We start from the raw sequence: 26,463 nt of genomic DNA on the forward strand, positions 1-26,463 counted from the left end.
AAAGATTTGCCCTCATGAGGGAATGAAAAAGATGAACGAACTGACCAATTTCGCCAACCCGGTCCAGAAGGCCGAAACCTTCGACCAGATCCAGATCGGCCTCGCCTCGCCAGAGCGTATCCGCAGCTGGTCTTTCGGCGAGATCAAAAAGCCGGAAACCATCAACTATCGCACGTTCAAGCCTGAGCGTGATGGCCTGTTCTGCGCCCGCATCTTCGGTCCGATCAAGGATTACGAGTGCCTGTGCGGCAAGTATAAGCGCATGAAATATAAGGGCATCGTCTGCGAAAAGTGCGGTGTCGAAGTCACGGTGTCGAAGGTCCGCCGCGAGCGGATGGGCCATATCGAACTGGCAGCGCCGGTCGCGCACATCTGGTTCCTGAAGTCGCTGCCTTCGCGCATCGGCCTGCTGCTCGACATGCAGCTCAAGCAGCTTGAGCGCGTGCTGTATTTCGAGAGCTACATCGTCACCGAACCGGGCCTGACCCCGCTTGAGAAATTCCAGCTTCTAAACGAAGACGAGCTGCTCGACGCGCAGGACGAATATGGCGAAGACGCCTTCTCCGCCGGGATCGGCGCGGAAGCGGTCAAGCAGATGCTGATGGACCTCGACCTTGAAGGCGAGAAGCAGGCGCTGCTCGATGAGCTGGCCGTGACCAAGTCGGAACTGAAGCCCAAGAAGATCATCAAGCGTCTGAAGGTCGTCGAGAGCTTCCTGGAATCGGGCAACCGCCCCGAATGGATGATCCTGGACGTCGTCCCGGTCATTCCGCCAGAACTGCGCCCGCTGGTGCCGCTGGACGGCGGCCGCTTCGCGACTTCGGACTTGAACGACCTCTATCGTCGCGTCATCAACCGTAACAACCGCCTGAAGCGGCTCATGGAACTGCGCGCGCCGGACATCATCGTCCGCAACGAAAAGCGCATGTTGCAGGAAGCCGTCGACGCCCTGTTCGACAATGGCCGCCGTGGCCGCGTCATCACTGGCGCGAACAAGCGTCCGCTCAAGTCGCTGTCCGACATGCTCAAGGGCAAGCAGGGCCGCTTCCGTCAGAACCTGCTCGGCAAGCGCGTCGACTATTCGGGCCGTTCGGTCATCGTGACCGGCCCGGAACTCAAGCTGCATCAGTGCGGCCTGCCCAAGAAGATGGCGCTCGAACTGTTCAAGCCCTTCATCTACGCCCGCCTCGACGCCAAGGGTCTGTCCATGACCCTTAAGCAGGCGAAGAAGTGGGTCGAGAAGGAACGCAAGGAAGTCTGGGACATCCTCGACGAAGTCATTCGCGAGCACCCGGTCATGCTGAACCGCGCGCCGACGCTTCACCGCCTCGGTATTCAGGCGTTCGAACCCGTCCTGATCGAAGGCAAGGCGATCCAGCTGCACCCGCTCGTCTGCTCGGCCTTCAACGCCGACTTCGACGGTGACCAGATGGCCGTCCACGTGCCGCTCTCGCTGGAAGCCCAGCTGGAAGCGCGCGTGCTGATGATGTCCACCAACAACATCCTATCGCCCGCGAACGGCAAGCCGATCATCGTTCCGTCGCAGGACATGGTGCTGGGCATCTATTACCTGTCCATGGAACGCGAAGGCGAGCCGGGCGAAGGCATGCTGCTGGCCGACATGCAGGAGGTCCATCAGGCTCTCTTCGCAAAGGCCGTGACGCTGCACTCGAAGATCACCAGCCGCGTGCCGCAGACCGACGAAGCCGGTCAGCAGTATATGAAGCGCTTCGAGACAACGCCGGGCCGCATGCTGCTGGGCGAATGCTTGCCCAAGTCGCACAAGGTCCCCTTCGACGTCGTCAACCGCCTTCTCACCAAGAAGGAAATCGGGGACGTCATCGATCAGGTCTATCGCCACACCGGCCAGAAGGACACGGTGCTGTTCGCCGACGCCATCATGGCGCTGGGCTTCCGCCACGCGTTCCAGGCCGGCATCTCGTTCGGCAAGGACGACATGGTGATCCCGGACTCGAAGGAAGGCACCGTTGCCGAAACCAAGGCGCTGGTGGCTGACTATGAGCAGCAATATCAGGACGGCCTGATCACGCAGCAGGAAAAGTACAACAAGGTTATCGACGCCTGGAGCCGTTGCGGCGACGTGGTAGCGAACGCCATGATGGACGAAATCCGCGCCCAGCCCAAGGACCCGCAGACCGGCCGCATGGCCCAGATCAACTCGATCTACATGATGGCGCACTCCGGTGCCCGTGGTTCGCAGGCTCAGATGAAGCAGCTGGCCGGTATGCGCGGCCTGATGGCCAAGCCTTCGGGCGAGATCATCGAAACGCCGATCATCTCGAACTTCAAGGAAGGTCTGACCGTCCTTGAATACTTCAACTCGACCCACGGCGCCCGTAAGGGTCTGGCCGACACCGCGCTCAAGACGGCGAACTCGGGTTACCTGACCCGCCGTCTGGTCGACGTGTCGCAGGATTGCACCATCGTCGAGGAAGATTGCGGCACCGAAAAGGCGCTGGAGATGAAGGCCATCGTCCAGGGCGGCTCGGTCATCGCCTCGCTCGGCGAGCGCATCCTGGGCCGCACCACGGCGCAGGACATTGTCGACAGCAAGGATGGCAGCATCGTCATTCCGATCGGCACCCTGCTCGATGAGCCCATGATCGCGCAGATCGAGGCTATCGGCACCCAGGCGGTGAAGATCCGCAGCCCGCTGATCTGCGAAAGCCGGATGGGCGTGTGCGGCAAATGCTACGGCCGTGACCTCGCCCGTGGTACGCCGGTCAATATCGGTGAAGCGGTCGGCGTCATCGCGGCGCAGTCCATCGGTGAACCGGGTACGCAGCTTACCATGCGTACCTTCCACATCGGCGGCGCGGCGAACTTCAACGAAACGTCGAACCTGGAAGCCCTGTCGGACGGCACGATCGAGCTGCGCGACATGCCGACCATCACCGACAAGAATGGCCGCCGCCTGTCGCTCGCCCGCAATGGCGAGATCGCGATCATCGACTCCGAAGGCCGCGAACGCGAAACGCACCGCCTCCCTTACGGCGCCACCATCCTGTTTGCGGATGGCGATGCTGTGAAGAAGGGCGAGCGCTTTGCCGAGTGGGATCCGTTCACCATGCCGGTGATCACGGAAAAGCCGGGCATCGTGAAATATGTCGACCTGATCGACAACAAGACGCTGACCGAGCAGACCGACGAAGCGACCGGCATCGCCCAGCGCGTTGTCATCGAGCATCGCGGGTCCGCCCGGACCAAGGAAGATCTGCGTCCGCGCCTCACCCTGCTCGACGATCAGTCGGGCGAAGCCGCCCGCTACATGCTGGCGGTGGGTGCGACCCTGTCGGTCGATGACGGCGCGCAGGTGCAGGCCGGTGACGTGCTGGCGCGTGTCTCTCGCGAAGCCGCGAAGACCCGCGACATCACCGGCGGTCTGCCGCGCGTCGCCGAACTGTTCGAAGCCCGCAAGCCCAAGGACAATGCGATCATTGCCAAGGTGTCGGGCCGCGTGCAGTTCCTCAAGGATTACAAGGCGAAGCGCAAGATCGCCATCAATCCGGAGGATGGCGGCGAGCCGGTCGAATATCTGATCCCCAAGAGCAAGGTGATCGACGTTCAGGAAGGCGACTTCGTGAAGCGCGGCGATAACCTGATCGGCGGTTCGCCCGATCCGCACGACATTCTGGAAGTTCTCGGCATCGAGCCGCTGGCCGAATATCTGGTCGCGGAAATCCAGGAAGTCTATCGCTTGCAGGGCGTGAAGATCAACGACAAGCATATCGAGACGATCGTTCGTCAGATGCTGCAAAAGGTCGAGATCATCGAGTCCGGCGACACCACGCTGCTGGTGGGCGAGCAGATCGACCGCGAGGAAATGGACGAGATCAACGCCAAGCTCCAGCCGGGCTTCGCGCCTGCCGCTGGCAAGCCGGTGCTGCTCGGCATCACCAAGGCCTCGCTCCAGACGCGTTCGTTCATCTCGGCGGCCTCCTTCCAGGAAACCACCCGCGTCCTCACGGAAGCGGCGGTTCAGGGCAAGAAGGACACGCTGGTTGGTCTGAAGGAAAACGTCATCGTCGGCCGCCTCATCCCGGCAGGCACTGGCGCGGGCATGAACCGCATGCGGGTTGCCGCCTCGTCGCGTGACGCGGCGATGCGCGCCGCCCTGCGGGCATCGAGCCAGGTCGACCTGATCGCGCCCAAGACGGCTGCTGAAGAGCATGCTGCCGAACTCGCACAGGGTCCGGAAGCCGCCATTGGCGACGATCCGCTCGGCGCGGTTCAGGGTGAGGACTTCACCACCCAGGATCTCGACTGAAGCTTTGAAATGAAGGGAGCTGCTTCCTATATCAGAAGCGGCTCCCAAGCCTGTCTACCCCGCAAGGGATGATGAATGAGCCCGCCGGACGAATATGCGACCGGCGGGCTTTTTCCTAACCGAAGTATGCGGCATTTTCCGGCGCAAGCCCCTTGACCAGCCGATCCAACCAGCTTATTTGCGCCTTCCGATGCGGGCTACACCCGCCTTGGTGCCCGATCCTCTAATGGTAAGAGAGCGGACTCTGACTCCGTCAATCAAGGTTCGAATCCTTGTCGGGCATCCAAACATTCGGCAATCTAGAAAATTTAAGCCATATATGAACTTGGCCATCGCCTTCTCTGGCCGATCGCTGGTGTTTGGCGGAGGCATTGGGCTTGATGACTGATTGTGGTCAAAGCAAGCGATCGAGAGGCCCCTGGCGCAATCCCTCCATCTGGATTAAAGGAGGCATCCTCAGTGGCATCACAATCAAGCGAGCAAGCCACTCTTCCTGTTCACGAAATATCAGAAGCTGACTTCTACGTGAACCTGAGACATTGGCGCACCAACATCCGGCCACGTCACTGGCCGGAAAACCTCCGCGTCATCTCACTGGACGGCCTGGCACTCATCGGACTCGATGATCAAGGCAATGCGTATCTGAATGGGCAACGCCTATATACAGCACGCCGCTTCGCTTGGCAGGAACGGTTGATCGCCGGATTGCTCGCGCTGTCGGCTATCGTCGGCGCTGTCGCCGCTTCCTGCTCAGCGTGGGCAGACTTACATCCGCTTTAATCGCCTGATTTGTGTGGGAGCGGCGGCGAGTATCTTGCTCCCGACCCCAATTACAGTCACGCAGCCGGGCGAAGCCCTCTCACCTCCTCGGGAGTGATGGTCTTGGCAAGATTGATCAGAGATTTGACGGCAAAAGCCTTGAGCTGCGGCATCTTGGCCTCCCACGGTTTGCCATATCCCGCCAATATCGTTGACCCTTCGATGGACGTGTTGATGAACAGGGTCACGATGTCGACTTCCTCCGTGGAAAGCGCCGGGTTGAGTTCGGCGACATAGGAAGCCATCAGATTGTGCATATACTGATTGACCATCTCGACCCGTTCCGCGACGAACTGATTGTGGTTCGCCATCGCCCACAATTCGGTAAACAGATGGGTCATCTTCTTCGTCTTCGTTTCGTCGAAGGTGCCCCCGATGACCAGCGCGAGCGCTTCTTCGGCAGGTAAGCCCTTGTTGGTGAGGCTGACTCTCGCTTCGCCCACGGTGGGGCTCAGCAGTTCGTCCAGCAGCACCTGAACCAGCATTTCCTTACGCGGGAAATGACGGCTCACATTTCCGACCTTCATCCCACATTCAGCAGCAATCCGGCGAAGGGTGAAGGCCGATGCGCCCTCATCGACGAGAACGTGCAACGCGGCCTTGAGGATTGCATCGACCGTGTCGGAACCCCGGGAATATACTCCAGGGCGAGGAGGAGCGACAAGCTTGGCCTTTTTCACCTTAAGATCAGTCATACTCCCCCGTAGCGCTGATTTGAATTGATGAAAAGTTCTGCTCGTATGTCATCTGACCATTCAGCTTACGAAAAGTCGATAGCGTTATTCACCGTTCGCGACATGGTGATCAAAGGGCTCCCCGCTCCAACTTTTCGCCGTCCTGCAACAAAGGTTGTACGCGCGGAAGGCCTTTAAGCAACCATGATCAATAGTCACCGCAGAACGTAATGGTCCGAAGCGCGACCCTGCGATCACCGCCGCCATCAGGACGTTGACATGCGACAACTTTTAGTCAAGCATTTCTGGTGATCTGCAGCGATAAGCCTGTGTAAAATCCATCTTGTTTGCAAAGGACCCTTAAAGACATGACGCTCAACCGGGTAACCGACACGGCACTCGACCCTTTGTTTCTAAATCGCTGGTCGCCACGCGCCTTTGATGGCTCCGTTATGCCCGCTGACGATCTGCGCACCATATTGGATGCCGGACGCTGGGCGCCCTCTTCCTTCAATTATCAGCCCTGGCGCTTTCTCTATGCGACGCGTGACGATGCCGCCAATTGGGGGCGCTTCCTCGATCTGCTGATTCCGTTCAACGCGATCTGGGCCAAGGAAGCCTCGGTGCTTTTGTTCATCCTGAGCGAAACAACCATGGGATCGCCGGACAAACCCAGCCATTCGCACAGCTTTGACGCGGGCGCCGCCTGGTCGGGCATAGCGCTGCAATCGACCCTGATTGGCTATCACGCCCATGGCATGGTCGGGATCGATATGGACAAAACCAGGGCGGAGCTGGGCGTTCCGGACGGATTCCGGATAGAGGCCGCCGTAGCGATAGGCCGGATGGGCGACCCCGCGTCCCTTCCGGAAAAGCTGCAGGCGCGCGAAGAGCCGAGCAACCGCAAGCCTCTTGAAGAAATTGCCTATTCCGGCAACTTCCGCGGCTGACTTGAAATTGCGGCCCCGGTCATTGATCGACAAGCGCCGTTATGAAAGTTGGGGGAGGCACCATGTACCTCCCCCTTCCACCTGATCCAGAAGCCTTCAGGCACTGGATGTCACGAGATGATCACTCACATTTGCACGCGTGGTGACCACGCACCTCACATGAGTTGGACCACCTCGATCAAATTGCCTTCGACGTCTTTGACGAAGGCCACATGTACGCCATGTTCGGGCTCCGGATGAGCAGCCACGACCATAACACCACCTGCGGCGGCGGCACTTTCCACGAACCGGTGGATATCATCCGCGATGAACCCCAGGATAACCGACTCCGTGGCCGATTTTTCTACGTCGAGGAATTTCGTCAGCGTGAAGTTCCCCGTGCCCGGCGGATTTGACTTGAAGTACAGTTCCCGAATGGGACGGCCTGCGATCTCCGCATCGGCCTGCGCTTCCTCGACCAGGCCGCATACGGCGCCATAGAAGGCCGCAACCTTGTCAAGATCCTGCACGATCAGCTTGGTGAAGCCTAAAGGAATCACTTTATTCACATCTGACATATTCATCGCTCTTCATTTTTAAGCATATTCAACCCTTCGGAACTTCAAGTCATTTTCCGAATGAGTAGCGCAGACGGATCCCGTACATTCTGGGTTCGCCGTATAATGTCGCAGTAAAGAACTGACTGTTATAGGTGTTGCTGTTGCTGACGCGATACAGCTTGTTCGTCAGGTTGGTCGCGTAAAACCCTACGTCCACGCGGCTACCTGCAACATTCCGCCAATCGAGCGACAGGTTCAGCGTCCCGAATGGTTCAAGCCGCTCGCCCGGCTGATCCCCAGGAAGGCTGGTCCCCGCCGTATGCTGCGCCGACGTGTGTGAATAGTTGACGAACATCGCAAGTGTGCCGAGATCCCCGCCAAGCGGCTGCTCTGCGGACACGTGGAAGCTGTAGATGTACGGCGACACATATTGGAACGGGATGCAGGTCAGATCTACAGTCGCCGGAGCACTTATGACATTGCCGGTACAGTCCTGAGTGGGGCTGCTCGGCGCGAACTCATATTTCTTATATTTGGCATCTGTATAGCTGAACGTACCACCGATCTCGACACCCGGAATCGGTCGCAGCGACGCTTCCGCCTCTATGCCCTGGATGCGCGCATCCGCCGACAGAACGCGTGCGCCAGCGGCCCCGGTGTCGGGATTGAAGTCACCAGTCGCGCGCTGAATACCCTTATAGGTCAGATAATAATAGGCGGCGTTCAGGCGAAGCGGCATGCCCCCCAGTCGCACATCCGACTTGAAGCCCGCTTCATAGGATGTGACGAACTCCGGCGGGAAAGTGCGGGTGGTGGTAAACACCGCATTGGCGTTTATGCCACCGGCCTTGTAGCCACGGCTAATCTTGCCGTAGACGAGAAGCTCGGGCGAGAATCTGTAATCTACACCAATGTTCCAGGTCGGCTCATTGGTCTTCAGATTCGCCTCAAATGAGCAACCGGCGGCGTCTGGTGCGATCGTATTGTCGGCGAAGCAGAAGAATGCCCCTGGAGCGATTACCTGATACAGACCCGCCGAGCCGCTGACCCTATCCCAAGTGTACCGAATACCGCCAGTGACCTTGAGGTTCTGCAACGCAGGCGAAACCAGTCCCAAATCCAGCGTCGACTGTGCATATAGCGCTTTCGACGTATTGGTGATCGCATATCTTATGTCATACACGCCGCAAACCAATGGGTTGCCCGTGAACAAAGCTGGACAGAAACCAGTAGCACCCGCCCCCTGGGTCCCGGCCGGACGCTGATCATAGTAGAATGCGCCTGCGGTAAAGGTGAGCAGCTTGTCAAACAAATCGCCCTGAAGCTGCAATTCCTCGGTGAAAACCTTGATATCATCTCGCGGCAGTCGCGTCGGTGAAGCATTATCGTAGATGACCGGAGTACCGTCACCGGGCAAAGTAACTACGCCGGGAGCCGGATAGCTTCTTGGATCGCCATCATCGAACTGGAAGATGGTGCCATCACTGTCGACGCTATATGTCGTCTTGAAGCGTTGATAGCTGACGATGTTACGCAGCGTCAGTTCTTCGTTCAGATTAAGCGTCGAAGTATTGGTGACGCCCCAGGTCTTCGTCCTTTGAAACGAATTGGTGCCATGCGCTGTTTGTCTGGGTCCACGAGCATCTGCTTCCGCGCTAGCCGCCCTGTAGACGTCGCACGATGCGCTAAAGCCAGGGATTGTCGGTCCTTCAACGCAGAAAGGAAGGCCGACAAAACTCGTGGCCGCCAGTCCCGCAACGTTAAGCTGCGTGTTGACCGTACCGGTCCCATGGGTCCGGGAATTCGCCCCATAGGCCATGGTATAATTTTCGAAAGTCTCGGTCGGCCGCAGCGTCAGTCCAACGCGCCCGGAATACCAGTGCAAATTATCGCGATCGGTGTTCCAGACCACGTCCCGCGTATAGCCATCCCGATCCTGATAGGCTCCGGCCACCCGCAGCAGAACCTTGTCATCCACGATCGGGACGTTGATCGCGCCTTCAAGTTCCTTGTTGTCGTAATTACCGAACTTGCCCTGAACATAGCCTTCAAAGTCGTTCGTTGGCTTTTTGGGAACGAGCAGCACCGCGCCGCCAGTCGTGTTGCGTCCGAACAGCGTCCCTTGTGGGCCGTTTAGTACCTGGACATTCTCCAGATCTACGAAATTACCGGCACCACCTTGTTGAGGAATGGAGATCGGCGCGGGCAGCGGCACTTCGTTCAGATAAACGACCACGCCAGGCGACGCCTGAAAGGTCGCACCCTGTCCTCGGATCGTAAAGCTTTGCGCTTCACGTGACGGATTGCCATTGTTGCCGACCACCAGAGACGGAACCGTCGCCTGCAAATTTTGCGGCTGCGTAATCCCTTGCTGCTGTAGACGTTCTGGCGAAAATGCCGTGATCGCGATGGGAACATCCTGCGCGCGCTCGTCACGGCGCTGCGCGGTAACGACAATTTCATCCGGAGCCGAGTTCACGCTCGAACCAGCGCCCGGTTGAGCCTGGGCTTGCGCAGCTCCCGCAATGCACAATGCCGTCATCCCGGCTCCGCATAGCAGCTTCAAGCTATTTTCTACTGATCGCATCATTGCTACTCCCCATATGTAGCAATGCCCCTCCACATGGGACATCGCGGCCCCCGGCAAAAGTTACCGGTTCCGATCGGCGATTGGGTTTTGATATTCGTTCCGTCAGCAACTTCGCTGACTGTGCCCCTCATACGTTCGCCATCTACGATAGTTGACGTATTTCAACCATTGTCAAGATGAATTTATTTGCACATGCCGTTGTTCTATAAGTTACCGCCTATTCGGAAAAACGGCGATATTATAATCTGCGCCTAGTCCTCTTTCGCATTCCCTAAAACGCAAAAGGCGGGCCGCAGGGCCCGCCATTCACTTCATCTTGCATTGTACCGAATTCAGCTATCAGGCGGCGAGCGGCGCCTCGTCCATGTCAGCCGGAATGTTCGCCGGGCCGTTCACAGCGAACACCTGGCTGAGCATGCCGATGAACGCGCGATCAGTCAGCGGATCAGTGGGCGTTTCGAACTGAGCGCCACGGTTGCGGGCTTCGTCCATCAGCATGTTCAAAGCCTGGTCGTGCGTGATGTCATCCGTGTGGTCAAACGTCCGCTTCAGGTCGGCCATATCCATGAACACTCGTGCGCCCCAGTGAACCAGCAGGCGCACTTCATCTGCTGGCAACTGCTGATTGACCACACCGTTGGTCTCGATCCGCCAACCGCCTTCGACCGTCGGATCGGGTGCCATCACGCTGCTGATATCCAGACCTTCGGAACGACGCATCGCGAGCGGGCCGGTCGCCTGAGCGTGGTGGAACATCATCTCGTTCTCGGCAACGACCGCGCGACCCCACATAGGCGCAGTGATCTGCTTGGGTTCGCCACGCGGACCGTCCGGCCAATAGTTGAATCCGCCGCCGATATTGCCCTTATAATACCAGCCGGTGACCTGCATCTTCTTGCTGCGCCATTGTTCGAACATGCGAGACTTGGCCATCGTCAACAGAAGCCAGAGCGGCGCGTTTTCCATGGTCATTCCGCGGAAGACCGTACCATCAAGATGCGGCGGCCCACCGATGAGGGTCGGCCCCTGAAATGTTGATCAGAAACGTCTCTGGCTCGGCATATTTGGCGCCCCAATAGTTTCGCGACATTTCAAGGAACTTGGAATTATAATAGCAGTCGTTCAGTTCAGGATAGAAGCAGACACCCTGACGGGCGATATACCCCCGGAACGTCCCGCTGCCTTGCAGGATCATGTCCCAGGTCAGCGTGAACCCTTCAGGAATGGTGCCGCCGGTCGTGGCTATGACTTCTTCAGGAGACTTGAAGTTTTCGGCGAGAATGAGCGGCCACGGCCCATTCTCCCGCACAACCTTGAATATCCGCTGACGCTGATCTTCCGTATAGGCGTTTTCGATCACGTAAGGCGGCGCTACCGGACGGAACTGGTCGGCAAAATCGGTAGTCATCAGGCACTCCATTGATAAACTGGACGTCGTCTCACTCCAATCGCCCGGAAATGCCGTTGGCCCGCCGCGATTCGAGGGGATGCGCTAACCAGATGTTGGACCATAAGTTGACGATCGTCAACTGTGTCAAAAATTAGAAATATGTAATGATGGCGCATTGTTCCGCCTGAGCGGAAATTGGCCGATCCCCCGTCGACATCCCCTGGATGGTACAAGCGAACGCCGTCGCGGAGTCAGGCTGACCGATGTGCACCCGGGGAACGCCCTGCCCTAACGGCCCCTAGGCCCTGTTGATCGCGGGCTCAGCGCATCGCGCATCGCGACGCTTGAGTTGATGCGCGCTACGCCGGGCATCCGGGACAGGATTTCGCTATGGATGATTTCATAGGCGGCAACGCTTTCCGTTTCGACGCGCAGCCAATAGTCGGTCCCGCCCGTCATCAGGAAACATTCGCGGATCTCCGGACATTGTCTGACGGCATGTTCAAAACGCGCCAGATAATCTTCGGTCTGCCTGTCGAGCGTCACCTGCACCAATATGTTCACGCTATTCTCACCGACCCGCAGAGGGCTGGTCAGCACCGTATAGCCGCGAATGACCCCCGCATCTTCCAGCAGCTTGATCCGTCGGTGACAGCTTGACGGCGACAGCCCGACTTCCTCGGCAATCTCGGAATTGGGACGTCTCGCATTGAGCCTTAGCAAGCGCAGGATCGCGCGATCCGTCTGATCCAGCCCTACGGCCATTTCGCCCAATTCCTTCGCACATTCTATCACGGATATGGATATTGTAGAACATACTGCGTCACTTTGGGAGAAAAAGCGGCAGATCCGCCTTTAGAAATACATGAGGGGGATCGCTATGGGATCGCTGGATTGCGCGGGCGCGGTGTTACGCATCGACTTGGACGCCCTTGTGGAAAACTACCGCATCATTGCGCGCCGCGTGGCACCTGCGGAGGTGGCTGGCGTGGTGAAGGCTGATGCCTATGGCACTGGCGCTTCGGCGGTAGCGTCCGCCTTGCTGGAAGCGGGTTGCCGCCATTTCTTCGTGGCGCAACTGAACGAGGCGCTGGCGCTCAAACCTGACCTCCCCGACCCGGTCCAGCTTTTCGTGCTGAATGGCCTCCAGCCCGGAGCCGAACGGCAGTGCCTGGACGCGGGCGCGACGCCCGTCCTCAATTCCCTCGATCAGATCAGGCGCTGGTCGGGCCTCGCGCACGCTACGGGCCGCCCCCTTCCCGCAGCGCTTCAGATCGACAGTGGCATGTCACGGCTCGGCCTTTCCCCGGAAGATGCGAAGGCGATCCTTGCTGACCGATCGCTCCTGAACGGCATCGACCTCGTGCTCATCATGAGCCACCTCGCCTGCGCCGACGACCCGTCTTCCGCCTTCAATGACAAGCAGGTCGTGGCCTTCAACGATTTTGCCCGCCACTTCCCCGACGTGCCGCGTTCGCTCGACAATAGCGGCGGCAGCTTTCTCGATCACCCTCATTATGAGGTCGTGCGCGCCGGGATCGCGCTTTACGGCGGGGCGCCGCAGGACGGGTTCAATCCCATGCGCCCGGTCGTTTCGCTGGAGGCGCGGATCGCGCAGCTACGCACTGTCACTCCCGGAACAGGCGTTGGATATGGCCTCTCCCACACGGCAGAGCGCGTATCGCACATCGCGACGATCCCGGTCGGCTACGCGGACGGCTGGCCACGCCATCTCAGCAACCGTGGCGCGGCCTTCATCGGCAATATCAGGGTGCCGATCGTCGGCAGGGTTTCGATGGACAGTATCACGCTCGACGTGACGGGCGTTCCCGACATGCTGCTCTATCCCGGCGCGCCAGTCGAACTGCTCGGCCCACACCAGTCGATAGACGATGTCGCCGCCGATGCGGGCACCATTTCCTACGAAATCCTCACCCAACTCGGCCACCGATACGCCCGTGAATATCACGCCGCGCAGGCCATCGAGCAAAAGCGGAGTATGACAGCATGAAGGTCGCCATTCTGGGAAGCGGGGTCATCGGCGTGACTTCGGCCTGGTATCTCGCCAAAGCAGGCCATGAAGTCGTCGTGATCGACCGGCAGTCCGGCCCCGCCCTCGAAACCAGCTTCGGCAACGCCGGAGAGATTTCGCCGGGCTATGCGTCACCCTGGGCCGCGCCTGGCATACCCATGAAGGCGCTGCGTTGGCTGTTCATGCAGCACGCGCCGCTCATCCTTCGCCCGACATTCGATGCCGCCATGTGGCGCTGGATGGTGGCCATGCTCGGCAACTGCACGGAAAAGGCCTATGCCGTGAACAAGAGCCGCATGGTGCGCCTGGCCGAGTTCAGCCGCGACCAACTCATCGCGCTACGCCACGAAACCGGCATAGCCTATGATGAACGGACCCAGGGCACGCTCCAGCTGTTCCGCGAACAGAAGCAAATGGACGGTATCGGCAAGGACGTAGCCGTGCTGAAGGCGGACGGCGTTCCCTTCGAAGTGCTCGACCGGGCAGGCTGCATCGCGGCCGAACCGGGCCTTGCGAACAGCCAGTCGCCGATCGTGGGCGGCCTGCGCCTACCCAATGACGAAACGGGGGATTGCTTCAAGTTTACCAACGCTCTTGCCGTCATGGCGAAAGCGGCGGGCGTCACCTTCCTGCACGATCACAAGATCGAGCGTCTCGTTACGGATAATGGCGCGATCGATCATGTCGAAACCGACAAGGGACCGATCAAGGCAGACGCATTCATTGTCGCGCTGGGCAGTTACTCGCCGCTGCTGGTGGCGCCGTTGGGGATCAAGCTGCCAGTCTATCCGGTGAAGGGCTATTCGATAACCGTTCCCATCACCGATGCGGAACGCGCCCCTGTTTCCACGCTGCTGGATGAAAGCTTCAAGGTTGCCATCACGCGGCTGGGCGACCGCATCCGGGTTGGGGGAATGGCCGAGCTTTCCGGCTTCTCGACAAACCTCCCGGACAAGCGTCGCGACACGCTGGAATATTCGGTTGAGTCCTTATTTCCGGCGTCCGGCAATCTTGGCCATCCCAGCTTCTGGTCGGGCCTGCGTCCCATGACGCCGGACGGCACGCCCGTCATCGGCCCTACGCATATTCCGAACCTCTACCTCAACACCGGCCATGGCACACTTGGCTGGACCATGGCCTGCGGGTCCGGGCATGTGATCGCGGACATTATTTCCAACCGGAGACCGGCGATCGAAACGGCCGATCTTTCCATAGCCCGATATCGCTGACGCTCGCGCGGCGCGTACGACATGGAGCCGTCGTCTCGCATATCTACGCGACGACGGCGCCCATTGCCCTAAAGATCGCTGGCCCGGCTCAAGCTTTACGCAGCCGCCGCTGCGCTGTGTTGACCCGCAATCCAGGCGAATACCATGGCTGGACCTAACGTCGCGCCTGCACCGGGATAGGTTCTGCCCATGACCGGGGCCGCGCAATTACCTGCCGCGTAAAGCCCTTCAATGACACTGCCATCCGCGCGCAGCACCCGCGCATGTTCGTCGGCCATCAGCCCTCCCTTGGTGCTAAGGTCACCGGGGTAAAAGCGCGTCGCGTAAAATGGTGCCTTGTCGATGGGGCCGAAGGATGGGTTCGGCTGATTGCCGGGATCGCCATAATATTGGTCGTACACATTGTCGCCACGACCGAAATCCTCATCGAGCCCGGTCTTCGCCATCGCGTTTACGCGCTCGACCGTCCGGTTGAGGCCCGCCGCATCGATCCCGATTTTCGCGGCAAGCTGGTCAAGCGTCGGCGCCTTGACGAAAAAGCCGTTTTTCACCAGTTCCCCGTTCATCCCCGGCGGTGTGCCCCCGAAGAAATAACGACTGCGATAGCGCGCATCGAAGATCAGCCAGCTCGGCACGGCCGACACGGTCTTGTCACGGTCCAGCATGGCCCGCCCGGCGTTGACATAGGACGCCGCCTCATTCGTGTAGCGCTGCCCCGAAGCATCGACGATGATCGATCCGGGCAAGGTGCGTTCCCAGATGCCGACATTGATGGTGCCGTTCGGCAGGATCGACACCGGATACCATGTGGCAGCGTCCATCAGGGCGAGTTCTGCACCCACCTCCGCGCCGATCTGGTGCGCATCGCCGGTATCGCCGGGGCTAGCCGGGCTCCACTCGCCGCTGACATCCTGAAACTGCCTGCGATACTCGCTGTTCTTCGCGAATCCGCCGGTGGTCAGCAGCACGCCGCGCGGCGCCATGATCCGCCGTTCGGCCTCCCCCTCGCCGATCACGACGCCCACCACTTTATCGCCGTCCTGGATCAGCGACTTGAGCGGGCTGTCGAGAAGGACGGGTATGCCCAGGCGCTGAACGATGACCATCAGCTGCCCCATCAATGTCCCGCCCAGGCACAACGGCTCGCGCCCGCGTACACGCCAGGCGGCCGTGCGCGCGATGATACCCATGAACCTGGAGAACGCCTTTAACGACCGTAGCATCACCGGTATCACGGGCGCGTCATCGGTGCCCATTACCATCGATGGCATGTCCGATTTGCGCATCGTCTTGAGCCAGTCGCCGAGCTTTTTGCCGTCGAAGTTTACGCCTTCCAGCGTCCGGCCCACGCGCGCGCCCGGCTGATCCTGATGATAGTCGGGGTATCTTGGTGCCCGGACCCAGCCAAGGCCCTGCTGTTCCAGGGCCAGCACCATCTGCGGACCAACATTCAGATAGGCGACCTTGCGCTCTTTACTGCTCGCCGGGCCGACATCTCCGATGGTCGCTTCCATATAGGCAAGCGCTGCCTCGAAACTGTCTTCCACCCCGTCCCGCTCCATTAGCGGATTGTTGGGTATCCAGACCCCACCGCCAGAAAGCGCGCTCGTCCCGCCCCAACGGTCGGTTTTCTCGATTACCAGCGGATTGAGGCCGTTCAACTTGGCGGCAATCGCACCGACCAGGCCACCCGCCCCACTTCCCACGACAATGAAATCAGCCTGATAATCGCGCAACGCTTTGCCCCTGTTTGTGTATTTGCTCAGGATTCCGCTGCATAGCGACGCTTCCCGACATGCAGCGTCTATAGCTATCCGACGACGCAAGTGAAGCGTATGGGATAAATGGCGCTGCTGTACTTCTACAGGAGCGTCAATATAATCGCTGATGCCTGTTCGTCAGGTCTGCCCCGCCCAACATTTCCAATAAGTTCCAGGAGAGTGAGAATGTCCGATAATCGGCTGAACGGAAGGGTCGCAGTGATAACGGGCGGGGGCGATGGCATTGGCCTCGGCGTCGCTCGACGTTTTGCGCGCGCGGGCGCGGCGGTGATCATCGCCGAATTCGATGCAGGCAAGGGAACGGCTGCGGCAGATGCGATTGTCGCGGAGGGCGGCCGGGCGCGCTTCATGCGCACCGACGTTACGGATCGCGCGCAGATGGAGGCGGCCGTGGATGCGGCTGTCGATCAGTTCGGCAGCATCGATATATTGGTCAACAACGCCTATCGCGGCCGGGGCTTTGCCCGCGCCGAAGCGATGGGCGACGAATATTTCCATGAATCCTTTGACATCAACCTGTTCGGTCCCAAATGGGCGATGATGCGCGCCTTTCCTCATATGAAGGCGAACGGCTGGGGGCGGATCATCAGCCTCTGTTCCCTGAACGGCGTTAACGCGCATATGGGGACTGCCGATTATAATGTGGGCAAGGAAGCGCTTCGCACGCTTACCCGCACCGTGGCGCGGGAATGGGCCGGTTTTGGCATCTGCGCCAACATCATTTGCCCGGGCGCCGCATCCGCCTCGTTCAACCATTTCAAAGCACTTCAGCCCGAACTCGCCGCCGATGCCGAGCGCGCCAATCCGATGGGACGCATGGGCGACCCGGAAAAGGACATTGGCGGCGCAGCCTTGTTCCTGGCCAGCGAGGACGCGCGGTATGTCACCGGCAACACGCTGTTCGTGGACGGCGGAGGTCACATCAACGGCGTCAACTGGGTGCCCGATCTGCCCTGAGACGCCAGGATGGATCGACCGTGCCTGCCCGCCGACTGACGCCCAGTCGCGAATGTAGCGTAGAATAATCCAAATTCTGTGAGATCATGGTCGGCATGGGGATGAACCGCAAGGCGGAGGGTAGGATGAAGGCGGTGCTCTCGATCGATCAGGGTACCACATCCACCCGGTCGCTGCTGATCGATGAAACGGCCGCCGTGCGGAGCGCCGCGCAAATAGACCTGAAACAATATTATCCCGCCGACGGATGGGTCGAACATGATCCCGAGGCGATATGGCGCGACGTCGTGGCGACCGCGCGCGAGGCGTTGGACGAGGCGCATCGCACGGGGCTGGACGTCGCCGCTATCGGGATCGCCAATCAGCGCGAAACCTGCCTGCTGTGGGACCGTGAAAGCGGACAGCCCATCCATCCGGCCATCGTCTGGCAGGACAGGCGCGGCGCGGAGCTTTGCAGCCGGTTCATCGCGGATGGACTTGAACCTGAAGTCACCAGCCGCACCGGCCTTTTGCTCGATTCCTACTTCACCGCCAGCAAGCTTGCCTGGCTGCTCGAAACAATCCCTGGCGCGCGCGACCGCGCCGAAAAGGGGCGGTTAGCCTTCGGCACCATCGACTGTTTCCTGCTGTGGCGCCTGACAGCAGGCAAGGTGCACGCGACCGACGCAACCAACGCCAGCCGGACCTTGCTGTTCGACATTGCCAAGATGGCATGGTGCCCGGACCTGTGCCGAATGTTCGGCATCCCGATGCAGATATTGCCCGAAGTGCGTGAGAATGACTGCCTCTTCGGGACATCGGACAAGAATATCCTGGGCGTATCGCTCCCCATTGCGGGAATGGTTGGGGATCAACAGGCCGCATTGATCGGCCAGGGGTGCCTGAACCGGGGCGGCGCAAAGGTCACGCTGGGAACTGGCGGGTTCGCGATGCTGAACACGGGAGAGCAGATCTGCCGATCGAAGCACCGGATGCTGTCCACCGTCGCCTGCCATTCCAATGGAAGCGTCAGCTACGCGATCGAAGGCGCTTTCTTCGTCGCGGGCGCGGCCGTGCGGTGGACACGAGACAAGCTCGGCCTGGTCGCCACGGCGGCCGAGACCGAATCCATGGCGCGGTCCTTGCCCGATAATGGCGGCGTCTATCTCGTCCCCGCCTTTGTCGGCTTGGGCGCTCCACACTGGAACCCGCATGTAAGGGCGATGCTGACGGGAATGACCTTCGCCACGGGTCCTGAACATATCGTGCGTGCGGCGCTGGAATGCGTTGCCTATCAGAGCGCGGACCTGCTGAACGCCATGGCGCTCGACAGCGCCGTGCAGCCTGACGAGCTTAAAGTGGATGGCGGAATGGTGGCCAACGACTGGCTGTGCCAATTCCTCGCCGACATACTGGATCTCACCATCATCAGGCCCGCCAACATCGAAACCACGGCACTGGGCGCCGCCTTTCTCGCTGGCGCTGCGACGGGGGTCTGGCCGACACTCCCCGAAGCCGTGTCGTGCGTAACGCCCGACCGGCGGTTTAGCCCAACACTACCCGCTGTTCAGAGAGATCAGCTTATCGCCGGTTGGCGCGGCGCGGTTTGCCAGGCCATCTACCGCTGAGGAAGACAGATGTCGGCCACCCACCATCTCAGCGACGCGCCAGCAAAGCGCCCTACCCCTGAACGCGAAGACCCGCCGCACTGATCCGCCAACGCGCAGGCTTCGTCATTGTCCGACGTGTCGCCGGTCACCCCCACCGCGCCGACCGGCACACCCGTGCCATCGACGACGATGACGCCGCCCGCCGCTGGAACCACGCCATGGGGCGCGATCGGCCCGAGCGACGCGATGAAGGTCGGCCGTTCGGCTGCCATGTCGCCGATCTTGCGCGACGAAACACCAAGGCCGAGCGCACCCGCAGCCTTGGCGCAGGCAATCTGCGGCCGCAGCGTGGATGCCCCATCCTGCCGCTGGAAGGCGAGAAGATGCCAACCGGCATCCAGGACAGCGATGCTGAGCGGCTTCAGCCCGATTTCGCGGCCATCAACGGTTCCAGAGGGAAAGAAATAGTGCGCCTACGTCACTCGAACACGTGACTCCAGCCGCTGGGGCCGGTGCGGATCATTATGAAGCTGCTTCATATGTTGGTGATCCGACCGGCCCTGCCTTGATCTTAGAACTTGAAGTTGCCCGTCAATCCAAACTCGCGTGGGTTGGTCACGTTGACCGTGCGGTAGCCCGAGTCATAGTCCACGCCGCTGGACGTGCCGACTACGGCGTTACCCTGGCTGATGTTGGCGATCCGCTTCTGGTTCAGCACATTCTTCGCAAACAAGGTGAATTCCCATTTGCTATCCTCGGCACGAAGGCCAACGAACAGGTTGAGCATCTCACGGCTACGATAATCATAATCGATCCGGTCGGAATAGAAGCCGGGCCGGTACGTGAGCAACCCACGCAGGAACGGCGTAACGCTGTCCATCGGGAAACGGATTTCCGTGTTGGCGGTCAGGCTGAAATCAGGCGTCTCGCCGATGCGGCCATTGCTGGCGCAGAAGCTGACATTGCCCGGCCCCGTAACGGTCGCCGCTCCATCCCGGTTCGGGCGGCCAGTTCCTGCGAAGTCGTTGCACGGCAGCAGGGCGTTGCGATAACGGGCGCGCGTATAGGCAGCGCTGACGCCGAAGTCCCAGTCTCTCGTGATCCGGCCGTCCAGCGATCCTTCGATCCCCTTGATCCGTGCGTCGCCATTATAGTTGAAATCGAAAAAGCCGGTGGGCGGCGCGGCTACGGTGGACTGATAATAGATGCCGCTGAAACGGTTCAGGAAGTTGTCGAGCTTCTGATAATAGACCGACACCGCATAATGCAGGCGCCGTCCGGCGAAGCTGCCTTTAACGCCTGCTTCGATCGAATCCGTCTTTTCCGGCTGGGTCAGGATCAGGTCGTCGCTCATTCCATCTGGCAGGCCGGGGCTGACGCTCCCGGCGCGGAAGGAGTGACCGTAGGAAGCGAAGATATTGATGGACGGCATCAACTGGTAACTGATCGTCAGACCGCCCGTGATCGGCTTGTCAGACGTATTGCGCAGGTTGGCCGGAATGATGTCCGTTGCCGGGTAGGACGCCGGTAAGCAGCCAAACGACACAGCATCAACAATTGGATCGCCGGTGCACAGCAAGCTGTTGCCCGGCGTGCTCAAACCCAGTCGGCTGACATTCACCGACTTGATGATCGAGTAACGCAGGCCGCCTTCAATTGCCAGGCCGCCTCTACGAAAGTTAAGATTGGCGTTGAACGACCAAATGCTCCGATCTACCGGAACGATAATTTCGGTGGCGATGGGCAGATAAGGCAGTGCGCCCAGGGTGTTCAGGCTATCATTCTGTTCAAACGGGAAAATGAAGCTGTCGCCGGGCTGAAAGATGCGCGTCGTTCCCCCAATCTTACTGTAGAAGACGCCAATGCCTCCGCCCAAGCCATCCTTGTTATTCGTAGCCAAGCGCATTTCGACCGTATCGTATACGAAGGGAGTCGGACCAAAGGAGTTGGAGATGTAGTTGGGCACTGCATTGCCGACATCCAGATCACGCTGGCCTTTCAAACGTGAATCCTGATGCGCACCTACAAACGACAATGTTGCCGGACCCAAATCCCAGTCAATCGCCAGGTTAACGATGTGGCTTTCATTGATATTGCGGCTCGTACCCTCTGCGACGGCGGCATAATCATCGACACCCAGGGCTGGGCCGGAACGCGTTGATGAATTCGGAACCAGAGCGCCGCCCAGGAAGGCGCCAGCGTCGAAAGTCGACATGTTGCCTGATCCGATGACCTGCTGCATCTGCCTATTGTCCGCATACAGATACTGATAGGTAATATAGGCAGTGAGATTCTCCGTTGGACGAAGGCCCAGGGTCAAACGGGCGCTTTCAGTGCGGCTGCGCGACCGTTCGCCGGTGTTGACATTGCGGACGTTGTTCAGGCGATTGCCGTCGACCAGTGCGGCAACGCGCAGTGCGATCTTGTCAGAGAAAGGCAGGGAAACCCCGCCCTGCGCATTATAGCCCCCACGCGTGGTAGCGGTAGTCTGCGCATAGCCTTCGATCTCATCGAAGCTGGGGCGCGCCGTGGAGATGGTGATCGCACCTGCGGGGGCGGAGATACCGCGCAGCAAGCCTTGGGGACCGCGCAGCACTTCGATCTGCTTGATATCGTAAAGGGCCGTGTAGACCGTCTGCGCATCGGTCGGAATTTCGTTGAAATACACCTGGACCGCCGGGTCCGTGCCCTGGTCGGGATCGAACGAGATACCGCGCAGCGTCGTCGAATTGTTACGGCCCGTAGTGTTGGTCATCTCCAGGCCCGGAGCGAGCTGCTGGACGTCCTTGGCGTCGAAAATGTTCAGCTTCTGCAACTGCTCGCCGGTCGCCACATTGACGCTCATGGGCACTGATTGAAGCGAGCGGGCTTCGCGTGTCGCCGTAACGACGATCTCGCCTCCACCATCGGCCGCCTCCTGCGCCCAGGCAGCGGTCGGCACGATCATCGCTGCACCGCACAACAATGCAGAAAGACTCTTTCCCTGTTTCATGACAGCGTTCCTTTTCTTGGCAGAAGCCAGCCCCATAATGTTGACAACTGCTAACGATCGCGCAGGAACCCTGCAACCCTCGCCGTCATATTTTTGTAAATTTCGGCCCACCTACCAACTTTTTATCAAATATAGGCGTTATTTCTTCGCATAATGCGCTTTATATGGCGGAGTTTCATCCGCATTACGTTGATTAGATATCCGAATTCGGCTGACATCCTCCTAGCGCCCAAGGGGCCAAAAGACTGACACGCGCCAGATAATTTTTCCTCATCGGAGGGATAGGAATAAGGACCGCGAAACGGTGAAGCGCAACCCCGTCAACGCGGATTTGTTGCACTTGCGAATATCGAGGAGGCCGGAGGAAAAGTCACGTCCGGTGGTGAAGAAGTTCAGCGCTGGGGCTTGCGGAGATCATCTCGGGTGAGGCTCACATTGGACCAGATGGCCGCGCGGTGTCACGCTCTCGAATTAGCAATAGCGAGCCTTTTCCCTCAACCCCACCGAATCATCATTCCAACACGTCATTGGCGATCTTCCGGTTTGAAACGGACAAGCTGCCGGGCAGCACGCGCGAACATTGCCGCCATTCGACCGCTCGAAACTGCTCCCTAAAACCGGACTTGGGGCCTGCTGGAAACCTAGCCCCACGAACAGAACGCTGGCCGCTTAACAGACCTGCAGCGATCATAAAGAAACAGCATCAAAGCTGCGGGCGTCGCCGATTGAAGAGTAAGCTATTTGGTTTAAAGGTCAGGAGCAGCCAAGCCTATGCAATATCCCTCAATATTCCAGATCACCTTTTAGGGCGCAGCGTCAAGCATTGGCAGACTGTGCCAAATGCCCCGCTTTCATCATGAAGAATGCTATGTGTAAGTCCGAGGCCTTGCGGACTCGCGGAGACTGAGGTGTCGAGGCCGATCCACTCTCCCGTTGGCGGTCGCAGAAGATGTGCGGTAAGATCGAGATTGGGAAAAGCGGCGTCCTGGGGCGAGATCAGCGGCGCAAGGCCGTTGGCGATATCGACCAGTCCCATGGCCCGCGCCGTCGCCGATACATCCGCGCCGTCCAGCAGCGCCAAGGGCGAACGAACCCAGCAGCGGGCGCGGCCCCGCCCGTGCTGTTGTCGCCGCACCTCCACACTAGCGATGAAACCTCCGGCCCAGAGGCTGGACGGATTCCAGCCGACTATGGTGTCGGGCGGCGGTAGGGTAGGGAAATTGGTCGCAGCAAAGGCGCTGCTGTCGTTGGCCTGCGTCAGCCAGGCGCGCAGGACGATGGCGGGGCGGCCGCCATGGCTGAGCCGGGCCTCGACCAGTTCGATGGTGCGGCCTGGTCGCAGCACGATCACCTCTATCTCCACCGCCTCCATCGGGATGACGCCCCATATGTCGTAGGAGAGACGCGCGACCTGCAATCGATCGTCCCGTCGCGCGGCATGATCGGTTTCCACCGCATGGAGCAGCAGGCCGATCGCTGGCGCAACATGCTGTTCCGCGACATTCCATGCGCCGCCGACATGGCTCGTGGGCATGAACCTCCCATCGTCCATCCGCAGGAAATAGGCCTGTGGGCCGCTGTGTTCAGACCCCAAGACCCAGTTCCCGTTCCATGATCGCCCGCATCTCGAACTTCTGCGCCTTGCCCGTCACAGTCATCTCGAACCGCTCGACGATGCGCACGTAGCGGGGAACCTTGTAGTGCGCGATGCGCCCGCGACAATGGTCCTGAATATCCTGTTCCGACAGGGTGGCGTCAGCCTTGGGGATGATCCAGGCGCAGACCGCTTCACCGAATTTCGCGTCGGCGACGCCGAACACCTGCGCGTCGGCGACGGCGGGGTGACGAAGTAGATATTCTTCTATTTCGCGCGGATAGATATTTTCACCACCGCGAATAATCATGTCCTTGATGCGGCCGGTGATGCGGACATAGCCGCGCGCGTCCATCGTCGCCAGGTCGCCCGAATGCATCCAACCGTCGGGGTCGATCGCCTCCGCAGTGCGGTCAGGATCGTTCCAATAGCCCAGCATCACGGCATAGCCGCGCGAACAATATTCGCCCTGCTGGCCGATGGGGAGGATCGCGCCATCGGGGCCGACGACCTTCGCCTCCGCATGGGGGTGAACGCGGCCGACCGTGGTCACCCGTTCCTCCAACGGATCATCCGTCGCGGTCTGGGTAGTGAGCGGGCTGGTTTCGGTCATACCGTAGCCGATGGTGATCTGGGTCAGGTTCAGCCGGTCCATCACCTGCCGCATCACCGTTTCCGGACAGGGCGATCCCGCCATGATGCCGGTGCGCAACGTCGATACGTCGAATGCGTCCAAATCCGGCTGGTTCAAGATGGTGATGAACATGGTCGGTACGCCATGCAGCATGGTGCAACCTTCCGCCTGCACCGTCTCCAGCACCAGCCGAGGATCATAGGCTTCACCGGGATAGATCATCGCCGCGCCGCTGGTCAGCGCCGCCATATTGCCCAACACCATGCCGAAACAATGATAGAGCGGCACCGGGATACACAGCCGGTCGGCGGCGGTGAGACGCATTGTGCGGGCCGAGAAATAGCCATTGTTGAGCACGTTGCGATGGGTCAGCGTCGCGCCCTTGGGCTGACCGGTGGTGCCGCTGGTGAACTGGATGTTGATCGCATCATTGTTGTCGAGCGTCGCCTCGATCAGGGTCAGACGATCGGGGTCGGCCTCCACATGCAGATCGGACCAGTTCAACCAGTCCTGCTGCCTTTCGTCACCCAGCACGACCACTTGGCGCAGCGCCGGGAGCCGATCCGTCCCGATGTCCCGCAGCATCGCCACATAGTCGCTGCTCCTGAATCGGGGCGCGGTGACCAGCAGGCTGCACCCGACCTTGTTCAGTGCATATTCGACTTCGCTGGTGCGATAGGCCGGATTGATGTTGACGAGGATGGCGCCGATCCGCGCCGTCGCGAACTGGATCACTGTCCATTCAGCGCAATTGGGCGCCCATATGCCGACGCGGTCGCCCTTGCCGATGCCAAGGTCCAGCAGCCCAGTGGCTACAGAATCGACCTGTGCAATCAATTGCGCCCAAGTCCAGCGGATGGACTGGTGTCGCGACACCAGCGCGAGGCCGTCACCATGCTCCGCTGCGACCTTCAGCAACGCCTGACCGATGGTGGTTTCCAGCAGCGGGACGTCGGTGGCGCCCCGCGCTATCGACAGGCCGCTCATCGCTTGATGTTGATGACTTGCAATTGGGTATATTCCGCCAGCCCTTCCTCGGCCTGTTCAACGCCCAGCCCGCTATTCTTGAAACCCGCCATGGGGATGTGCGGGCCGATGGCGATATGCTGGTTGACCCAGACCTGCCCGCTTTCGATCCGCGCCGCGATGTCGGCGGCGCGCGCCACATCAGCGGACCAGACCGATCCGCCCAGCCCATAGTCGGACGCGTTGGCGCGGGCGATCACATCCTCCACATCGTCGAACTTGATCAGCGGCAGGATCGGGCCGAACTGTTCCTCGTCCACGATCGTCATGCCGTCGGTCACGTCGCGCACGATGGTCGGCGCGATGAAATAACCGGCCCGCTCCATCGCCTGTCCCCCTGCCACGATCTTGCCGTCGGACCTGGCGGCGTCGAGGAACCCCTTCACTTTCTCGAACTGCATCGCGTTCTGGATCGGCCCTATTTGCGTGCCCTGCTCCAGCCCGTCGCCCACGATCGCCGCCTGCGCCAGCGCCGCCAGTTCCTCGCACATGGCGTCGTAAATATCGGCGTGGATATAGGCGCGCTTCACCGCCAGGCACACCTGTCCGCAATTCAGGAAGGCATTGCCGAAAATCGCCTTCGCCGTTTCGCGGACATCGACATCTTCCAGTATGATTGCCGGATCATTGCCGCCCAGTTCCAGCGTCACGCGCTTGAGCCCATCTGCACTGCTGGCGGCGATGCGCTTGCCGGTCGCGGTGGAACCGGTGAAGCCGATCTTGGCCACATCGGGATGGGTAGTCAGATGCGGCCCCAGATCATTGGCGTCGGTGATGATATTGACGACCCCTGCCGGGAAAATCTCCTTGCACAAAGCTCCCAGGGCCAGCGCCGTGGCGGGCGTGGTCGGTGCGGGCTTCAGCACGATGGCATTGCCCGCCAGCACCGCCGGCCCGATCTTCCAGCAGGCGACCAGCAGCGGAAAGTTCCAGGCGATGATCCCGACCACCACACCCAATGGCTTGTGCTTGACGGCGATATAGCCCGCTGCGTCATCCTGAATAACGCGATCCGGCAATTCCAGGGTCGCATAATGGCGCAGAAAACCTTCGGTCCAGGCGACCTCGCCCTGCGCTTCGGGCAGCGGCTTGCCCTGTTCCTGCGTCAATAGTCGCGCCAGTTCCGCGCCGTTGGCCGCGACCGCATCGGCCAGCGCGACCAGCTTCGCCTGCCGCTCGGCATAGGGCACCGCCGCCCAGCCGGGCTGCGCTGCCTTGGCCGCCGCGATCGCCTGATCCGCTTGGGCAGCCGAAGCGCGCGCGACCGTGGTGAACGCCTCGCCCGTCGCCGGGTTGACGACCTCCATCTGGAGGTCGCCATCGATCAGTTCGCCGCCGATCAGCAGCTTATAGTCAGCCATTATCCTCTCCTTGCGCTG

The 26,463-nt window shown here is 60.1% G+C and carries 19 protein-coding genes and 1 tRNA gene; 8 read left to right on the plus strand and 12 right to left on the minus strand.

Annotation, left to right across the window (positions count from 1 at the left end; all coding sequences use genetic code 11):
* The first annotated feature begins 31 nt into the window (after window positions 1–31).
* From rpoC to ACWNC0_RS19100, 3 genes are all read left to right on the plus strand, one after another.
* A complete protein-coding gene (gene rpoC / locus ACWNC0_RS19090) occupies window positions 32–4,288 on the plus strand; it encodes a DNA-directed RNA polymerase subunit beta' (protein ID WP_449473906.1) in 4,257 nt (1,418 codons plus the stop codon).
* 212 nt (window positions 4,289–4,500) lie between these two features.
* A tRNA-Gln gene (locus ACWNC0_RS19095) sits at window positions 4,501–4,574 on the plus strand.
* Window positions 4,575–4,747: 173 nt separating this feature from the next.
* Window positions 4,748–5,068 carry a hypothetical protein gene (locus tag ACWNC0_RS19100; RefSeq protein ID WP_449473908.1) on the plus strand — a complete coding sequence of 107 codons (321 nt, stop codon included), beginning with the start codon at window positions 4,748–4,750 and terminating at the stop codon, window positions 5,066–5,068.
* Window positions 5,069–5,124: 56 nt separating this feature from the next.
* Here ACWNC0_RS19100 and ACWNC0_RS19105 read toward each other — a convergent pair whose 3' ends face one another.
* The gene (locus ACWNC0_RS19105) at window positions 5,125–5,802 is read right to left on the minus strand and encodes a TetR/AcrR family transcriptional regulator (protein ID WP_449473910.1); all 678 of its coding nucleotides are present in this window, start codon (window positions 5,800–5,802) and stop codon (window positions 5,125–5,127) included.
* A gap of 347 nt (window positions 5,803–6,149) precedes the next feature.
* Here ACWNC0_RS19105 and ACWNC0_RS19110 point away from each other — a divergent pair, with 347 nt between their 5' ends.
* Complete coding sequence (locus tag ACWNC0_RS19110; protein ID WP_449473912.1) at window positions 6,150–6,731, plus strand: nitroreductase family protein; 582 nt, start codon at window positions 6,150–6,152, stop codon at window positions 6,729–6,731.
* A 155-nt stretch (window positions 6,732–6,886) separates the two neighbouring features.
* Here ACWNC0_RS19110 and ACWNC0_RS19115 read toward each other — a convergent pair whose 3' ends face one another.
* The 5 genes from ACWNC0_RS19115 to ACWNC0_RS19135 all read right to left on the minus strand — a co-directional run bounded on the left by ACWNC0_RS19115 (window position 6,887) and on the right by ACWNC0_RS19135 (window position 12,015).
* Entirely contained in the window at window positions 6,887–7,288 is a 402-nt protein-coding gene (locus ACWNC0_RS19115; protein WP_449473914.1) for a VOC family protein, read from the minus strand.
* 49 nt (window positions 7,289–7,337) lie between these two features.
* Complete coding sequence (locus ACWNC0_RS19120; RefSeq protein WP_449473916.1) at window positions 7,338–9,812, minus strand: TonB-dependent receptor; 2,475 nt, start codon at window positions 9,810–9,812, stop codon at window positions 7,338–7,340.
* Window positions 9,813–10,199: 387 nt separating this feature from the next.
* Window positions 10,200–10,826 carry a hypothetical protein gene (locus ACWNC0_RS19125; protein WP_449473917.1) on the minus strand — a complete coding sequence of 209 codons (627 nt, stop codon included), beginning with the start codon at window positions 10,824–10,826 and terminating at the stop codon, window positions 10,200–10,202.
* Window positions 10,827–10,851: 25 nt separating this feature from the next.
* On the minus strand, window positions 10,852–11,268 hold the full coding sequence (locus tag ACWNC0_RS19130; RefSeq protein WP_449473919.1) for a hypothetical protein: 417 nt from the start codon (window positions 11,266–11,268) through the stop codon (window positions 10,852–10,854).
* Window positions 11,269–11,538: 270 nt separating this feature from the next.
* A complete protein-coding gene (locus ACWNC0_RS19135) occupies window positions 11,539–12,015 on the minus strand; it encodes an Lrp/AsnC family transcriptional regulator (protein ID WP_449473921.1) in 477 nt (158 codons plus the stop codon).
* 115 nt (window positions 12,016–12,130) lie between these two features.
* On the opposite strand from ACWNC0_RS19135, the gene alr reads away from it, so the two are divergent.
* Together alr and ACWNC0_RS19145 are read left to right on the plus strand one after the other, a co-directional pair.
* A complete protein-coding gene (gene alr / locus ACWNC0_RS19140) occupies window positions 12,131–13,261 on the plus strand; it encodes an alanine racemase (protein WP_449473923.1) in 1,131 nt (376 codons plus the stop codon).
* Window positions 13,258–14,511: a D-amino acid dehydrogenase gene (locus ACWNC0_RS19145; protein ID WP_449473925.1), complete on the plus strand. Its 1,254-nt coding sequence runs from the start codon at window positions 13,258–13,260 to the stop codon at window positions 14,509–14,511. The genes alr and ACWNC0_RS19145 overlap by 4 nt, the downstream gene beginning before the upstream one ends.
* 95 nt (window positions 14,512–14,606) lie before the next feature.
* Here ACWNC0_RS19145 and ACWNC0_RS19150 read toward each other — a convergent pair whose 3' ends face one another.
* Complete coding sequence (locus tag ACWNC0_RS19150) at window positions 14,607–16,247, minus strand: FAD-binding protein (RefSeq protein ID WP_449473927.1); 1,641 nt, start codon at window positions 16,245–16,247, stop codon at window positions 14,607–14,609.
* Window positions 16,248–16,457: 210 nt separating this feature from the next.
* Here ACWNC0_RS19150 and ACWNC0_RS19155 point away from each other — a divergent pair, with 210 nt between their 5' ends.
* Both ACWNC0_RS19155 and glpK read left to right on the plus strand, forming a co-directional pair.
* On the plus strand, window positions 16,458–17,249 hold the full coding sequence (locus ACWNC0_RS19155; protein ID WP_449473929.1) for an SDR family NAD(P)-dependent oxidoreductase: 792 nt from the start codon (window positions 16,458–16,460) through the stop codon (window positions 17,247–17,249).
* Window positions 17,250–17,374: 125 nt separating this feature from the next.
* Window positions 17,375–18,856, plus strand: coding sequence for a glycerol kinase GlpK (glpK, locus tag ACWNC0_RS19160; RefSeq protein WP_449473931.1), 1,482 nt, complete (start codon window positions 17,375–17,377; stop codon window positions 18,854–18,856).
* Here the strand turns inward: glpK and ACWNC0_RS19165 are convergent.
* The 5 genes from ACWNC0_RS19165 to ACWNC0_RS19185 form a co-directional block, all read right to left on the minus strand.
* Window positions 18,847–19,269, minus strand: coding sequence for a GlcG/HbpS family heme-binding protein (locus ACWNC0_RS19165; protein ID WP_449474669.1), 423 nt, complete (start codon window positions 19,267–19,269; stop codon window positions 18,847–18,849). The two genes, glpK and ACWNC0_RS19165, sit on opposite strands and share 10 nt — an antisense overlap.
* 140 nt (window positions 19,270–19,409) lie before the next feature.
* Entirely contained in the window at window positions 19,410–21,830 is a 2,421-nt protein-coding gene (locus tag ACWNC0_RS19170; RefSeq protein ID WP_449473932.1) for a TonB-dependent receptor, read from the minus strand.
* A gap of 796 nt (window positions 21,831–22,626) precedes the next feature.
* Window positions 22,627–23,424, minus strand: a complete 798-nt coding sequence (locus tag ACWNC0_RS19175) for a thioesterase family protein (protein WP_449473934.1) — start codon at window positions 23,422–23,424, stop codon at window positions 22,627–22,629.
* Window positions 23,414–25,045, minus strand: coding sequence for an AMP-binding protein (locus ACWNC0_RS19180; RefSeq protein ID WP_449473936.1), 1,632 nt, complete (start codon window positions 25,043–25,045; stop codon window positions 23,414–23,416). The genes ACWNC0_RS19175 and ACWNC0_RS19180 overlap by 11 nt, the downstream gene beginning before the upstream one ends.
* Window positions 25,042–26,445 (minus strand): aldehyde dehydrogenase family protein, encoded by a 1,404-nt coding sequence (locus ACWNC0_RS19185; RefSeq protein WP_449473938.1) that lies wholly within the window; start codon window positions 26,443–26,445, stop codon window positions 25,042–25,044. Before ACWNC0_RS19185 ends, ACWNC0_RS19180 begins: the two co-directional genes overlap by 4 nt.
* Window positions 26,446–26,463: the final 18 nt, after the last annotated feature.

The sequence above is a fragment of the Sphingobium chungangianum genome (genome assembly GCF_977014255.1).